General features: G+C 66.0%; 12 protein-coding genes. 4 read left to right on the top strand and 8 right to left on the bottom strand.

Annotated features, from left to right (window positions below; translation table 11 throughout):
- Positions 1-27: 27 nt before the first annotated feature.
- The 6 genes from QX073_RS17760 to QX073_RS17735 all read right to left on the bottom strand — a co-directional run bounded on the left by QX073_RS17760 (position 28) and on the right by QX073_RS17735 (position 7,749).
- Positions 28-510 (bottom strand): hypothetical protein, encoded by a 483-nt coding sequence (locus QX073_RS17760; RefSeq protein WP_315715276.1) that lies wholly within the window; start codon positions 508-510, stop codon positions 28-30.
- A 107-nt stretch (positions 511-617) separates the two neighbouring features.
- Entirely contained in the window at positions 618-1,310 is a 693-nt protein-coding gene (locus QX073_RS17755; RefSeq protein ID WP_316226106.1) for an alpha/beta family hydrolase, read from the bottom strand.
- A 58-nt stretch (positions 1,311-1,368) separates the two neighbouring features.
- Entirely contained in the window at positions 1,369-3,384 is a 2,016-nt protein-coding gene (locus QX073_RS17750; RefSeq protein ID WP_316226118.1) for a HAMP domain-containing methyl-accepting chemotaxis protein, read from the bottom strand.
- Between the two features lie 35 nt (positions 3,385-3,419).
- A complete protein-coding gene (locus tag QX073_RS17745) occupies positions 3,420-4,397 on the bottom strand; it encodes a TRAP transporter substrate-binding protein (RefSeq protein ID WP_409999200.1) in 978 nt (325 codons plus the stop codon).
- A 244-nt stretch (positions 4,398-4,641) separates the two neighbouring features.
- The gene (locus QX073_RS17740) at positions 4,642-5,286 is read right to left on the bottom strand and encodes a nucleoside-diphosphate sugar epimerase (protein ID WP_316226105.1); all 645 of its coding nucleotides are present in this window, start codon (positions 5,284-5,286) and stop codon (positions 4,642-4,644) included.
- A 150-nt stretch (positions 5,287-5,436) separates the two neighbouring features.
- Entirely contained in the window at positions 5,437-7,749 is a 2,313-nt protein-coding gene (locus QX073_RS17735) for a Tex family protein (protein ID WP_315752276.1), read from the bottom strand.
- A 196-nt stretch (positions 7,750-7,945) separates the two neighbouring features.
- On the opposite strand from QX073_RS17735, the gene QX073_RS17730 reads away from it, so the two are divergent.
- Positions 7,946-10,006 carry an ATP-dependent helicase gene (locus tag QX073_RS17730; RefSeq protein WP_316226104.1) on the top strand — a complete coding sequence of 687 codons (2,061 nt, stop codon included), beginning with the start codon at positions 7,946-7,948 and terminating at the stop codon, positions 10,004-10,006.
- A gap of 293 nt (positions 10,007-10,299) precedes the next feature.
- Here QX073_RS17730 and QX073_RS17725 read toward each other — a convergent pair whose 3' ends face one another.
- Together QX073_RS17725 and QX073_RS17720 are read right to left on the bottom strand one after the other, a co-directional pair.
- Entirely contained in the window at positions 10,300-11,259 is a 960-nt protein-coding gene (locus tag QX073_RS17725; RefSeq protein ID WP_316226103.1) for a fatty acid desaturase, read from the bottom strand.
- Positions 11,260-11,273: 14 nt separating this feature from the next.
- Positions 11,274-12,305 carry an alpha/beta fold hydrolase gene (locus QX073_RS17720; protein WP_316226102.1) on the bottom strand — a complete coding sequence of 344 codons (1,032 nt, stop codon included), beginning with the start codon at positions 12,303-12,305 and terminating at the stop codon, positions 11,274-11,276.
- Positions 12,306-12,848: 543 nt separating this feature from the next.
- Here QX073_RS17720 and QX073_RS17715 point away from each other — a divergent pair.
- The 3 genes from QX073_RS17715 to QX073_RS17705 all read left to right on the top strand — a co-directional run bounded on the left by QX073_RS17715 (position 12,849) and on the right by QX073_RS17705 (position 14,894).
- Positions 12,849-13,085, top strand: coding sequence for a hypothetical protein (locus tag QX073_RS17715; protein ID WP_315752280.1), 237 nt, complete (start codon positions 12,849-12,851; stop codon positions 13,083-13,085).
- A 147-nt stretch (positions 13,086-13,232) separates the two neighbouring features.
- The gene (locus QX073_RS17710) at positions 13,233-14,270 is read left to right on the top strand and encodes an LLM class flavin-dependent oxidoreductase (RefSeq protein ID WP_316226101.1); all 1,038 of its coding nucleotides are present in this window, start codon (positions 13,233-13,235) and stop codon (positions 14,268-14,270) included.
- Positions 14,271-14,507: 237 nt separating this feature from the next.
- Positions 14,508-14,894, top strand: a complete 387-nt coding sequence (locus QX073_RS17705; RefSeq protein WP_315752282.1) for a hypothetical protein — start codon at positions 14,508-14,510, stop codon at positions 14,892-14,894.
- The last annotated feature ends 7 nt before the right edge of the window (positions 14,895-14,901 follow it).

Raw genomic sequence — 14,901 nt, 5'->3', positions numbered from 1 at the left:
TCCTGCTTGTGCGCAGGGGTAACGGCCTCAGAAGGTCTGCATCACCGGCTTCTCGCCATTGGACAGAAATAGCCCTTCAAAACGGCCGATCTCGCTGTCGGCTGTGCATTCGAGCAGGTCGGGTCCCTTGAATGGATTGCCGTGACGGCATTGCCCCTTGGCCGTCACCTTGTTGATCGTCTTGCGACTTTGGCCAATGATCATCATGTCGACCGGCGTGACGAACTTGTCAGGCCCGGGTTGCTCTTGCAGATCGCCGCGGTTCGAGAACGTGACCACGCTGCCGTCGAGCAAGGTGAAGTAGAAGCCGGTGCGCTGATCGTCATAGTCGGTATTGAGCAGCGCGCCCTTGCATTCCGAGCTGCGATCCTTTCCCGCGACGATGAGCTTCTGGCAAGTTCCCTTCACGACCACCATGCCGGTCAGCCTGGCATCGGCGAGCGATGGAGCTGCAGAGATCATCAGCACGCCAAGCGCGCACACCGATAGCGCCACCACTGCTGACTTCATCGAACCCCCTCCCCTACCTTTCAATAGGACTATGCCTCAACCTCCGGCGGCAGAAAAGTTCTATTTTTGTTCTCATGCCATTTTTTCCGAAAGAGGCGCTCGGCGCGTCAGCCGGCACACGCTTCGAGAGTCTCCAGCCACGCCGCAAACGCCTCCGTCAGGTCCTCCATGACGGCCTGATCATTCCGGCCGGAGCGCGCAGGCACGTGGAAGGCGTGGTCGGCCTGATCGATCCAATGCAAGGTCGCGCGCGGTCCCAGCCGCTTCACGACGGGCGCGAGCAGCTCCATCTCCGCCAGCTTGTCGCGCTTCCCCTGCAGGAACAGCATCGGGACCTCGATCGCATCGAGATGATCGGCGCGCGCGATGGAGGGCTTGCCGGCGGGGTGAAGCGGAAAGCCGAGAAAGACGAGCCCGGCCACGCCTGGCAGCGGCGCTGCACTCTGCGCCTGCGACGTCATGCGCGCCCCGAACGACTTGCCGCCCGCGACGAGCGGCAGCCCCGGACAGAGCCGCGCGGCCTCCGCCACGGCAGCCCGCACCGCGGCGTGGGCGAGCGCGGGCGTATCAGGGCGCTTGCTGCCCTTCTCCATATAGGGAAACTGGAAGCGGAGCGTCGCGATGCCGCGCGCGGCAAGGCTTGCGGCCGCTTGGTTCATGAAGACGTGGGTCATGCCGGCGCCCGCGCCATGGGCGAACACGAAACAGGCGCGCGGCCGCGGCGGGGCCATGAACAGCGCGGACACGATGTCCGCGCCGTCGACGGGAAACGCAAGGGAACGCGGCTGGTGCTCGGTCATGCGCCAGAGTGTGAGCCTGCGTCCCCTGCGTCAACTCCACTCGCCACCGGTTTGCGGCTCACGCCGCCGTTCGGATCGTCTGCAGGAAGTCGGCGACATTGCTCTTCAGCGAAGCGGCCTGCTGCTGCAGCGCCGCGGCCGCCGCCAGCGCAGCTTCAGCGCCGGCATCGGTCTGCCCGGCCACGTTGCGCACGTCGCCGATCTCCTGCGTGACCGCCGCCGTACCGCTGGCCGCCTGCTCGACGTTGCGGGCAATCTCGCTGGTCGCCGCTCCCTGCTGCTCCACCGCGGCGGCGATCGCATTGGAGATCTCGGCAATCTCCCGCACGGTCGTGCCGAACTGGGCGATCGCGCCGACCGTCTCCTGCGTCGCACTCTGGATGGTCGCGATCTGGCTCGAGATCTGCTCCGTCGCCTGCGCGGTCTGCGACGCCAGGTTCTTCACTTCGCTCGCGACGATCGCAAATCCGCGGCCGGCCTCGCCGGCGCGCGCCGCCTCGATGGTGGCGTTGAGCGCCAGCAGGTTGGTCTGGCTCGCGATCGCCTGGATCAGCTGCACGATGGTGCCGATCCTCTCCGCCGCGCTGGACAGCCCGTCGATCAGCTCGGATGTCCGCTGCGTCTCGTGCGTCGCCCGGGTCGACACCGTGACCGAGCGCTGGACCTGGGAGGAGATCTCCCTGATCGAGGCCGCGAGCTCCTGGGTCGCCGAGGCCACGGTCTGCACATTGACGGAGGCCTGCTCGGCCCGGCTGGCGACCGCTTCCGCAAGGCCACGGCCGCGTTCGGCGACGCGCGCCAGCTCGCTAGCGCTCTCGCCCATCTCGGTCGCACGCCCGCCGACGCCGGTGATGACACCCTGCATGCCCTGCTCGAATCGACCAGCCAGATCGGACATCATGCGGGCGCGCTCGGCCTCCGCAGCTTCACGCTGTGCCGCAGCCTCCTGCTCCATGCGGCGCACGGCAAGCGCGTTGTCACGGAAAATCTCCACGGCGCGCGCCATCCGGCCGATCTCGTCGCGCTGCTCGCCGCCGGGAATCGGCTGATCCAATTCGCCGGCCGCCAGCGACTGCATGCGGTCGGTCATGCCGCGGATCGGGGTCGACACGCTGGCGCCGATCAGCCAGGCCAGCACCGCTCCGAATATCACCGCTGCGGCTGCGGTCACGATCACGGTCTGCTTGGTATCTTCGACCGCGACGCCGGTCCTCGCGGCCTGCTCTGCACGCGCGGTACCAAGCTGCCGGTTGATCTGGCTGACCTGGGTATCGATCGAGGCACTCGCCTTGGCGAGCTCCGCCTGCTTGGCGCGCAGGTCAGCGGCCACCTTGATCACCTCCTCGAGCGCGGCGGCATCCGCCGTGAGAGCCTCTTTCAGCGCAGCAACCAGCGCCTTCAGCTTGGCATCATCGACACCCGCGATCTCGGCCTCCGTATCGGCAATCGCGAGCTTCGCATAGACGAAGGTGAGCCTGGCATCGTCGGCATCGCCATTCGATAACGTGTTGGTATAGCGCATCACCGCGATGCGAACCGCGTCGACGACGCTGGCCAGACGTAACGGATTCATCAGCGGCTCGCTGCCCGCACGATTGGCAAGGGCAACCTGGATGCCGCCCATGTTGATGCCGGCAACGGCGCCCAATGCGTCGGTCTTGGTCGTCGCCGCCCGCAGGCGGTCCACGGCCTCGGCCGCGGCGGCGAACGATGAGCGGTAGGCCGCCAGCGCGCTCCGTACCGGCCCCACGCCGTCAGCCAGCACCTTCAGGCTGCCGGACTGCTTCTCGACCTGATCGGCGAGACCGCCGACAGCGTCGATGGCCTTGCTGGCCGCATCCTTGTCACCGACGTTCCAGGTCCGGACGAATCTCTCGACCGCGCCGTTGGCGCCGAGCAGCGCGGCACGCACCTGCGACATGCCGGCGTCCCCGGCCGCGCTGGTAACGAGTTCATCCACGGTGCCGCCGATGCGGCCGACCTGGACCATGGCGAAGCCGCCGAGCAACACCAGGAAGCTCAGGATCAGGGCGAAGCCGCCGAAGATGCGCGGGCGGACGCCGATCCAAGACATCAGAGAAGACAATTTCATCGATTTGCCCGGCTGTTTCACGGAGTGGACCTGATGGTGGCGAGCAGCTCCTTGCCGAAGCGCTTCTCGAAGTCGGCATCGAGCGGGCTGACCGCATCGACGAAGGTCTTGCGGTCGAACGTCTCGATCACCTCCATGCCGGTCTTGCGCAACTCATCGAGCTTCTGCGCATCGAGCTGGGCCTGCCAGGTGACCTCCGCAGCCGCCTTGGCGGCGGCAACCAGCGCATCACGATCCGCCGCATCGAGATGGTCGAACATCGCGCGGTTGGCGACGAAGGCGATCGGCGCGAAGAAATGCCCGGTGAGCGTCAGATATTTCTGCACCTCGTCGAAGCGATTGGCCGCGATGGTGGCAACCGGATTTTCCTGACCGTCGAGCCGACCGTCCTTGAGCGCGGCATAGACCAGCGGGAAATCCATCGGCATCACGTCGGCGCCGAGCGCCTTGAAGGTCATCTGGTAGACCGGATTGGGGATCACGCGGATCCTGAGTCCCTTGACGTCATCGACGGTACGGACCGGGCGCTTCGAGTTGGTGAGATTGCGAAAGCCCTGCTTGCCCAGCGCCAGCAGCACCAGTCCCTTGTCGGCGAACTTGGCGCCGATCGCGGCGGCGACCGGCCCTTGCGCAACCGCCTTGGCATGCGCAGTGTCGCGGAACAGGAACGGGATGTCGAAGACGCCAAGCTCGGGGACCACCGCGCTGGCGATGCCGCCGGACACCACGGCCACGTCCACTGCGCCGCTCCGGGTTGCAGCCAGCACCGCCGCCTCGCTGCCGAATGCGTTGCCCGCACGCTCATCAATGATGAGCCGCTTGCCGGCCAACGCCTGCAGCTTCACGCGAAATTCGTCCGACCCGACCTGCTGCGGGTTCTGAATCTGCGAGTTGTAGACCAGCGACACCATTCGCGGAGACGCCGTCGCCGCTTGGGATCCGAGCAGGGTTCCCATCAATGCCAAGAAGCAAAATTCAAGCAGCTGTCTGCGCATGAAACACCGGGCTGTTTTTCCTCGATGCACAACTAACAGCGAGATATGGTTAAGATGTTAAGATGCGATTCCCGTCTTGCCCGCTCCAGCCATTCACTCGCTGATAGTCGCATGCGAGAGAGCCGTAAAACTACGGGGCGGGTGTGTCGACCAGTCGATCCGAGCTTGAGGCGCGGCGCGATATCAGATTTCGATTTATCGTAAATAGCGAGACCGGGCCGCTACGCAAGAGCCGCAGGCTCGATCATCGGCGCATGGCCCCTGACAGCATCACTCGCTTGCCGGCAACCGTAGGAACAGCCATCAGCAGCGCGTTGGCGACGTCCGCCGCCGCGATGGGCTTGTAGTTCGCCGGGATCAGGAAGCCGATGATGTTGTTCAGCCTGTTGCCCCATTCCTCGCCCGGACGACTCGGCTGTCCGAGCTCCGCCCGCGGGCCGACCAGCAGCGAAGGCCGCGCGATCACCAGTCCCTCGAAGGGCAACGCGGTCAGATCGTCCTCGAGCTCGCCTTTCACCCGGCTGTAGAAGACGCGCGACCTGCTGTCGGCGCCCATCGCGCTGACCAGACCAACGCGCCTGGTGCCGCTCGCGAGCGCGGCCTTGGCGACGGCGAGGTTGGCGTCGTGATCGATGGCGCGGAAGGCGGCCTGGCTTCCGGCCACCTTGATCGTGGTCCCGAGAGCCAGATAGAGCTCGTCGGCCGGCGGCAGAGGCGGCAGCGCGGTGAAATCCACGACATGCGCCGTCAGCTTGGGCGAATGGTCAGGCGGCGCGCGGCGGCCGACGACATGCACATGATCCACGGCCGGGTCGGCAAGCAGACCGCGAAGCAGCTCCCGTCCCACCAGCCCAGTCGCGCCGGCAATGATCACGGTCCGGTTCGTCATGCGCGGTCCCCACTCACAACTCGCCGCCCAAGGTAAGCATGGCCGCGGAGATAGGGAAGACGGCAACGACACGACGCCGAATGCCATGGCGCCGCAGATATGACGCCGCAGACGAGACATTCCCTCCGCAGCGCCTCGTCACCATCCGCCTCAGGCGCCCTTGCGCCGCTCTGCGGCCTTGGCCATCGCCGCGGCGAACGCGCCGCCGCCAGACGGCTTCTCCTCACGCGAGGTCATGCGCCCCGCGGGCGGCCGTGCGCTGGTCCGCTTCTCGCCCTTGGCCGGCAGCGGATCGGACAGCCGAAGCGTCAGCGAGATGCGGTTGCGCGGCACATCGACGTCGAGCACCTTGACCTTCACGACCTGCCCCGGCTTCACCACCTCGCGCGGATCGTTGATGCGCTTCTCGGACATCGCCGAGATGTGGATCAGGCCGTCCTGGTGCACGCCGATATCGGCGAAGGCGCCGAAGGCCGCGACGTTGGTGATGGTCGCCTCCAGGATCATGCCGGGCTTGAGATGGGTGATCTTCTCGACGCCCTCCTGGAAGGTCGCGGTCTTGAACTCCGGACGCGGATCGCGGCCGGGCTTCTCCAGCTCCTTGATGATGTCGGTCACGGTCGGGACGCCGAAGCGCTCGTCGGCGAATTTCGCCGGATTGAGCGTCTTCAAGGTTTTGGTGTCGCCGATCAGCACCTTGATGTCGCTCTTGGTCGTCTCGAGAATCTTCTTCACGACCGGATAGGATTCCGGGTGGACGCCGGAGGCATCGAGCGGGTTGTCGCCATCGCGGATGCGCAGGAAGCCGGCGCACTGCTCGAACGCCTTCGGTCCGAGCCGCGGCACCTCCTTGAGCTTGTCGCGGGTCGGGAACGGACCGTTGGCGTCGCGATGCGCGACGATGTTCTGCGCCAGGCTCTCGCCGATGCCCGACACCCGCGCCAGCAGCGGCGCCGAGGCGGTGTTGAGATCGACGCCGACGGCATTCACGCAGTCCTCGACGGTGGCATCGAGCGCGCGGGCGAGCTCATACTGGTTGAGGTCGTGCTGATACTGGCCGACGCCGATCGAGGCCGGCGGCACCTTGACGAGTTCGCCGAGCGGATCCTGCAGGCGGCGCGCGATCGAGACGGCGCCGCGGATCGAGACGTCGAGATTGGGGAATTCCTTCGCAGCGAACTCCGAGGCCGAATAGACCGACGCGCCGGCTTCCGACACGATCGCCTTGGTCAGCTTGAGATCCGGCTTCAGCTTCATCAAATCGTTGACGAGCTTCTCGGTCTCGCGCGACGCCGTGCCGTTGCCGATCGCGACGAGATCGATGCCGTGCTTCACGCAGAGCTGCGCCAGGGTCAGCATGCTCTCGTTCCACTGCCGCTGCGGCTCGTGCGGATAGATCGTGGCGTGATCGACGAACTTTCCGGTGCGGTCGATCACCGCGACCTTGACGCCGGTGCGGAAGCCGGGATCGAGTCCGAGCGTGGCGCGGCCGCCAGCGGGAGCAGCGAGCAGCAGATCGCGCAGGTTGGCCGCGAACACGCGCACCGCCTCCTTCTCCGCCTCCTGCCACAGCCGCATGCGGATATCGAGCGCCAGCGAGGTCTTGATGCGGGTGCGCCAGGCCCAGCGCACGGAGTCCGACAGGAACTGATCGGCCGGGCGGCCCTGGCGCGAGATGCCGAAGGTCACCGCGATGCGGTTCTCATACAGCGTCGGGTCCTTCGAATCCTCCGGCTCGCCATCGCCGAAATCGAGCTGCAGCACCTCTTCCTTTTCGCCGCGCAGCATCGCCAGGATGCGGTGCGACGGCAGCTTGGTGAACGGCTCGGAGAAATCGAAGTAGTCGGCGAACTTGGCGCCCTCGGTCTTCTTGCCGTGTCGCACGGACGATTTCACCGCGCCGCGGGTCCACATCTCCTCGCGCAGCGAGCCGACGAGGTCGGCATGCTCGGCGAAGCGCTCGACCAGGATCGCGCGGGCGCCGTCGAGCGCGGCCTTGACGTCCTTGACCGGGTTGTCGCCGTCTTTCTTGATGAATGCCTTGGCCTCGACCTCCGGCGCCTTCATCGGATCACCGATCAGCATGTCGGCGAGCGGCTCGAGCCCGGCTTCCTTCGCGATCTGCGCCTTGGTGCGGCGCTTCTCCTTGAACGGCAGATAGATGTCTTCCAGACGCGCCTTGGTGTCGGCGGTCGCCAGCGCCAGCTCGATCTCGGGCGTCATCTTGCCCTGCGCCTTGATGCTCTCGATGATCGCGGTGCGCCGTGCATCCATCTCGCGCAGATATCGCAGCCGTTCCTCCAGCGTACGCAACTGCGTGTCGTCCAGCATGCCGGTCGCCTCCTTGCGATAGCGCGCGATGAACGGCACGGTCGCGCCGCCGTCGAGCAGGTCGATCGCGGCCTGGACCTGGGCATCCTTGACTGAGAGCTCAGCAGCGATGATGGAGGCAAAATTCGACACGGTGTTCTTCCGAGATTCGTGACGGGGCTGATTGGATAGGAGTGCAAGCGCGCCAGCGCAAGCGGCTGGCAGACGCTCTGTGGGCAACCGTGACAAAAAAGACCGGTTGCGAATCATGTAAAACGCTGCCGCGACCGGGCCATCGCGTTGCACATGCGGCGCAAATCACTGATTCTTGCAGGCTGAGGGACGATTCGTGCAGGCCACGGCTGCGACATATCTCGACGATCTCAATCCGGAGCAGCGCCGCGCCGTCGAGCATGGCGGTGCCTGCGCCGCGCCCGGCCCGCCGCTGCTGATCATTGCCGGCGCGGGCTCGGGCAAGACCAACACGCTCGCGCATCGCGTCGCACATCTGCTCGTCAATGGCGCCGATCCGCGCCGTATCCTGTTGATGACGTTCTCGCGCCGCGCGGCGAGCGAGATGAGCCGCAGGGTCGAGCGCATCGCCCGCAAGGTGCTGGGCGGCAAGGCCGAGCCGATCACGGCCGCGCTCACCTGGGCCGGCACGTTTCATGGCCTGGGCGCGCGGATGCTGCGCGACTACGCCGAGCGCGTCGGCCTCGACCCTGTGTTCACGATCCACGATCGCGAGGATTCCGCCGACCTGATGAATTTGGTGCGGCACGAACGCGGCTTGTCCAACACGCAGCGACGCTTCCCGACCAAGGGTACCTGCCTTGCGATCTATTCGCGCTGCGTCAACGCCGACATGCCGCTCGACGAGGCACTGGTGCGGCATTTTCCGTGGTGCGCGGAATGGGCCGGCGAGCTGAAGGGCCTGTTCGCGGCCTATGTCGAAGCCAAGCAGGCCAATGCCGTGCTCGACTACGACGACCTGCTGCTGTACTGGGCGCAGATGATGGCGGACGAAACCATCGCACGCGAGATCGGCGATCGCTTCGACCACGTGCTGGTCGACGAATATCAGGACACGAACCGGCTGCAGTCGCAGATCCTGCTCGGCTTGAAGCCCGACGGCGCGGGACTGACGGTGGTCGGCGACGACGCGCAGTCGATCTACGCCTTCCGCGCCGCCACCGTGCGCAACATCCTGGAATTTCCCGATCAGTTCAGTCCGCGCGCCGACATCATCACGCTGGACCGCAACTACCGCTCGACGCAGCCGATCCTCACGGCGGCCAACGGCGTGATCGGGCTGGCGCGGGAGCGCTTCACCAAGAATTTGTGGACCGACCGCACGAGCTCGCGCAAGCCGCAGCTCGTGACCGTCAGCGACGAGACCGATCAGGCGCGCTACATCGTCGAGCAGGTGCTGGCGAAGCGCGAGGAAGGCATCGTGCTGAAGCAACAGGCCGTGCTGTTCCGCACGGCGTCGCACAGCGGTCCCTTGGAATTCGAGCTCACGCGCCGCAACATCCCGTTCGTGAAGTTCGGCGGGCTGAAGTTCCTCGATGCCGCCCACGTGAAGGACGTGCTGGCCTGCTTGCGCTTCGTGGCCAATCCGCGCGACCGCATCGCCGGCTTCCGCGTGCTGCATCTGATCCCGGGCATCGGCCCGGCGTCGGCGCAGCGTCTGCTCGATGCCATCAGCGCCAGTGCCGATCCGATCGCGCGCCTCTGCGAGCAGTCCGCACCGGCGCGCGCCGGCGATGACTGGACCGCGTTCGTGCGCACACTGGAGCAGCTGCGCGTCTCGGAATGGCCCGGAGATATCGAGCGTATCAGGCACTGGTATCAGCCGCATCTCGAGCGCGTTCATGAGGATGCGGAGGTGCGAACCGCCGACCTGCTGCAGCTCGAGCAGATCGCGAGCGGCTATCCGTCGCGCGAGCGTTTCCTCACCGAGCTGACGCTCGACCCGCCCGACGCCACCTCCGATCAGTCCGGCGTGCCTTTGCTCGACGAGGACTATCTGATCCTCTCCACCATCCATTCCGCCAAGGGCATGGAGTGGAATTCCGTGCACATCCTCAACGTCGTCGACGGCTGCATGCCCTCCGATCTCGGCGCCGGCACGAGCGCCGAGCTGGAAGAGGAGCGCCGGTTGCTCTACGTCGCCATGACCCGCGCCAAGGACGATCTGCATCTGCTGGTGCCGCAGCGCTTCTTCGTCCACGGCCAGCCGGTGCGCGGCGATCGTCATGTCTATGCCTCACGCACGCGGTTCATTCCGGAAGCGCTGGTGCCGCTGTTCGAACGCACCAGCTGGCCCCGGGTGCAGCCGGGGTCGGCATATGCGCGCTCCGGGCCGCGCATCGATCTCGGCGCGCGGATGCGCGAGCGATGGCGGTGAGCCAGCGTCGCTGCGACCATATCAACACGACGCCAATCACTGCACTTCTCCCACAAGGGGCGTGCCGGGAGGAAGCGCACCGGTCGGGCACGATGGCTTGCTGACATCCCTGGCGACGTGGTCGGTCTGCGCCTCCCCCGCTTGCGGGGGAGGTCGCATCGCATCGAGAGATGCGATGCGGGTGGGGGATGCTCTGGAAAGACTGCCGTTGTGGCGCCCCCACCCCAGCCCTCCCCCGCAAGCGGGAGAGGGAGCGCACCGGCCGAGCCGGCGATAACTCGGATCCAAACTCATCATGGATGAGACTTCGTTTCCTTCCACTGCGCGCGAAACCACGCCCAGGTCTGCCGCGTCACGGCGATGTAGCCCTGCTCGCGATACTTGATCTCGCCGTCGACGATCGCGTGCAGCTTCGGCAGCGCGTGGAACGGCACCGCCGGATAGGCATGGTGCTCGACATGATACGGCATGTTCCAGGCGAGCCAATGCACCGCCCGCGTGGTAAAGGTAGTGCGGGTGTTCTGGAAGGCGCTTCGGGTGTGATCGCAGCCGGTGTGCTCGGCGTAGAGATAGGGCCGCAGGATCAGTTGTCCGACGAGCAGCGGCAGCACCCAGACCCACAGCAGCAGCGCGCTGTGCAGCGCCAGCGAGGCGATGAGCAGCAGTGCATAGCCCGCGACATAGGCGCGCGCCTCCCGCACGACGATCGCCCGGCGGCCCGCGGGGACCCACGGCACCGTCACCTCGCCGGTCACCGCATGCTTCAGCAGCAGCCTGAGACGGCCGGCCACCTGGACTAGGCCGGAATAGGCAATCGCGAGCTGCGTCTCCGAACGCGGCTTGGGGCCGACGATCAGCTCCGGATCGCGCAGGGGATCCTGGGTGTGGCGGTGATGCTCCCAATGGAACAGGCAGTAATATTCATAAGGCAGTCCGATCAGGAAGCCGGAGAGATAGCCGACCGCGAGGTTGAGCCTGCGGCTGTCGAAGGCGGTCTTGTGCGCGGTCTCGTGCACCGCCATGAACAGGAACGCGATGAGCACGCCCTGCACCGGCAGCAAGGGCAGCGCCCACAGCACACCATGCGTCGATGCGATCGCTCCGATCAGCGCACCCACGCCGATGATCGCGCCGTAATGGCTGAGCGTGCGTAGCGCGCCCTGCAGGTTGGAGCGCGTGCAGAGCTGCTGCAGCATCGGCGGTGTCAGCAGCTTCGGACGGGGCGCGAATTCGTCGGTGGGCACGTCGGTCATGTCGAACTCGGGTGTCAGCTCTGGAGAAGGGCGGAGACGTTGGCGTTGATGAATTCGCGGTCCGCCGGGATGCGGATCGGATTGCCCGCGCGGTGGCCGTGGATCGAGGGGATCGGCCGCAGCGCCGCGGAGCGGGCGTTCACGAGCTTGGGAAGTTCTCGCTCGTTGTCGCGCCAATCGAAGTAGCGGTCGGTCTGGCCCGGCATCAGCAACATGCGGGCGGTGATCGCGCCGAGCGCTCGGTCGAGATCGCCGCCGAACGCCGCGCAATTGCTGATGTCGCCGCCCTGCCAGATCGCGATCTGAGTCAGCAGGTTGTTCGCGTCGCGATGCGCGAAGGCCAAGTCCCAGGTGGCGGCGAGATAGTCCTCCTGCGAGCCAAAGCCCTGCTCGCGCCAGACCTCGTCGCGGTAGAACTCGTAGGACATCGCCCAGCCCGCATAGATGCGCCCCATCGCGCGCAGGCCGGCCATCGGCTTCTCGGCAAAGCGGCCGTTGCGAAACGCGGGATCGGCCATCAGCGCCGCCTTCACCGCATCGAGAAACAGGTGATTGTAGGGCGAGCAGCGCGTGCTGCCGCACACCACCGCCGCACGCTCCACCATGTCCGGATGACAGGCGGCCCAGTGATAGGCCTGCATGCCGCCCATCGACCAGCCATAGACCAGCGCGATCCGGCTGATCCCGAACTGTTCCTCAACGAGCCGGCGCTGCACCGCGACCGCGTCGTGATAGCTGATGGCCGGGAACGGCGCGTCGCCGAACAGCTCGCGCGTATTCGAAGGCGACGACGACAGCCCATTGCCGAACAGGTTGGGAATGATGATGAAGTAGCTGCTCGGATCGAGCGCGCCGCCGGGCGCGATCAGCCACTCGGTGTCGACATGCTGGGCGCCGAACGAGGTCGGATAGAGGATGACGTTGTCCTTGGCCGCGTTCAGCGTGCCATAGGTCTTGTAGGCGAGCCGCAGCGACGGGAACGTCACGCCCGATTGCAGCACGACGTCGCCCGCCTCGAAGATCTGATAGTCGCTGCCCGCCGCCATGCACGTCATCCCGTGTGATCGATGAACGGAGCCTAGGTGATGCGCGGCCGGGCCACACGCCCATTTTTTGGCATGGCATGACCGCGCAGGAGGCGCGGGCGGCAATCGCATCAGCCGAGGCCATGGGTTCGTACCCTCGCGGCCGCTCAAGCCCGAGCTTTGTCCGGATCGCGTGCCCTCTGAAACGTGAGGGCGCAGGGAAGACCGGGAGCTCGCCGCCCCCATGGCCCGCCTGCGAAAAAAATGCAGGCGGCAGGAACCACAGGTTCGGCTGGAACATCCCGGCCTTCCCTGCGCGATGGTCTTAACAGCTGCTTCGCGCTCTCCCTGGGGACCGGCTGTGTTGCCCCCATCGTCGGCGTGATGCGCTTCCGCACCATCATCCGGCTTGACCTCAGCATCGGGAGGCCAGGACCACGCGACTTGACTGTCCGCATCGGATCGTTCGTCGGCGCGACACCGCGCTGCGACCCGCTACGGCCACCGCATCCCTGCCTCGCGTCTCGTGACGACCGCGCGTACGCCCCTCATCGATGAGGCAGGATGGGCGCAGTAGAGCATACTTTCTGGAAAAACGAAAGAAAAAATTTTTGCCGGTCGTCCGGACCGTCTGATCCGCTCGGTATCACGACCACCGTCATTCCGGGGCAAGGCCGAGAGGCCTTGAACCCGGAATCTCGATATTGTCTTGCGTCCATTCTGAACGACTTCGAGATTCCGGGTTCAATCGTCAACACGCAGCCGCTCCGCGCCTGCGCATCGACGATTGCCCCGGAATGACGGAGAATGGCGACGGCCCAACCTTCTCGTGATGCGCTCAAGCTCACGGAAACCTTGTGTTTCGCTTTCCTCCGCTTGCAATCCGGTGCGGCCCCTTCCAGCTGACGAGCAGAGGCCGTATGACGGCCCGACGCAACGGAATGAGACATGAGCACAGCGATCGAATTCGGCCTGGACACGTTCGGCGACGTCACCCGCAACGCGGAGGGCGTGATGGCCGCCCATGCCCAGGTGATCCGCGACGTCGTCGCGGAGGCGATGCTCGCCGACCAGCTCGGGCTCGATTTCATCGGGCTCGGCGAGCACCATCGCGGCGATTTCGCGATCTCGGCGCCGGAGGTGGCGTTGGCGGCGATCGCCGCGCGCACCACGAAGATCAAGCTCGGCTCGGCGGTGACGGTGCTGAGCTCGGATGACCCGATCCGCGTGTTCCAGCGCTTTTCGACGCTCGACGCGGTGTCGAACGGCCGCGCCGAGGTCATCCTCGGCCGCGGCTCGTTCACCGAGTCCTTCCCGCTGTTCGGCTTCGATCTCAAGGACTACGAGGCGCTGTTCGAGGAGAAGCTAGATCTGTTCGTCAGCCTGCTGCCGCAGCAGCCACTGACCTGGCAGGGCCAGTTGCGCCCGCCGCTCAGGGATCAACTGGTCTATCCGCCGGTCGAGCATGGGCGGCTGAGGGCCTGGATCGGCGTCGGTGGCAGTCCCGAGTCCGTGGTGCGCGCCGCGCATTACGAGCTGCCGCTGATGCTCGCGATCATCGGTGGCGATCCGAAACGGTTCGCGCCCTATGTCGAGCTGTACCATCGCGCGCTCAAGCAGTTCGGCCGCGAGACGAAGCCGATCGGCGTGCATTCGCCGGGCTACGTCGCCGACACCGACGAAGTGGCGCGCGAGGAGCTGTGGCCGGACTACAAGACCATGCGCGACCGCATCGGCCGCGAGCGAGGCTGGCCGCCGATGGGCCGCGACGAGTTCGTCCAGGAGGCCGATCACGGCTCGCTCTATGTCGGCTCGCCGGAGACCGTGGCGCAGAAGATCGCCGCGACGATCAAGGCGCTCGGCCTGTCGCGGTTTCAGCTGAAATACTCAGCCGGTCCGCTGCCGCATGCGAAACTGATGCGGAGCATCGAGCTGTATGGCAAGGTGGTGGTGCCGAGGGTGAGGGAGTTGCTGGCGGAGCAGTAGGTCGGCTACGCGGTCCTTCACCATGTCCGCAACCGCGCCCGGCCCTTGCATCACGGGACCTGGATCAAAGGCGCGAGCAAAACGGCTCGTTCAGGACAATCCAAGCGAGCCGATTAACAGAGCCTTCGTGACACGCATCGTAGGCTCGATGTCGCGCATGCCTGCTCCGATCAACGGGCGCAATCCGATCGGTTGCCCGGAGGCAGACGATAAGCTCGCGAGCCTGGGAACGAACTGATGTTGCTGAAGATCGTCGCGGTGGTCTACGGGCTCTGGTTCGTCCAGGCCGCGTTGGAGCCCGGCTTCTACGACACGCCGTCTCACATGGCGAGCTCGACGCTCGCGCTCGGCGGATTGCTCGCGCTGTTCGATCACGCCTTCAGGATGGGCTGGCTGTCCGCCAACATCTGGCGGACCGTTGCGCTTGTCTACGTCGCCGACGGCCTGGTCCACGTGGTCCCGAGCGCCAAGGCCCTGATCGAGGCACAACGTTTCGAGGTGCTGGCGGGCGCTGCGGCGATCAGCTTCGTTTTCCAACTCCCGATGCTCTTCAGCTTGTGGCGATTGTCGTTTCCGTCCACGCGCTCGGATCAGACCGGTCTCGCACGCATGGCCATGCGATAAGCGTCAG

Origin of the sequence: Bradyrhizobium sp. SZCCHNS3052, assembly GCF_032484495.1 — a bacterium.
Taxonomy (GTDB): Bacteria; Pseudomonadota; Alphaproteobacteria; order Rhizobiales; family Xanthobacteraceae; genus Bradyrhizobium.
This window is presented reverse-complemented; position numbering and strand designations above follow the sequence as displayed.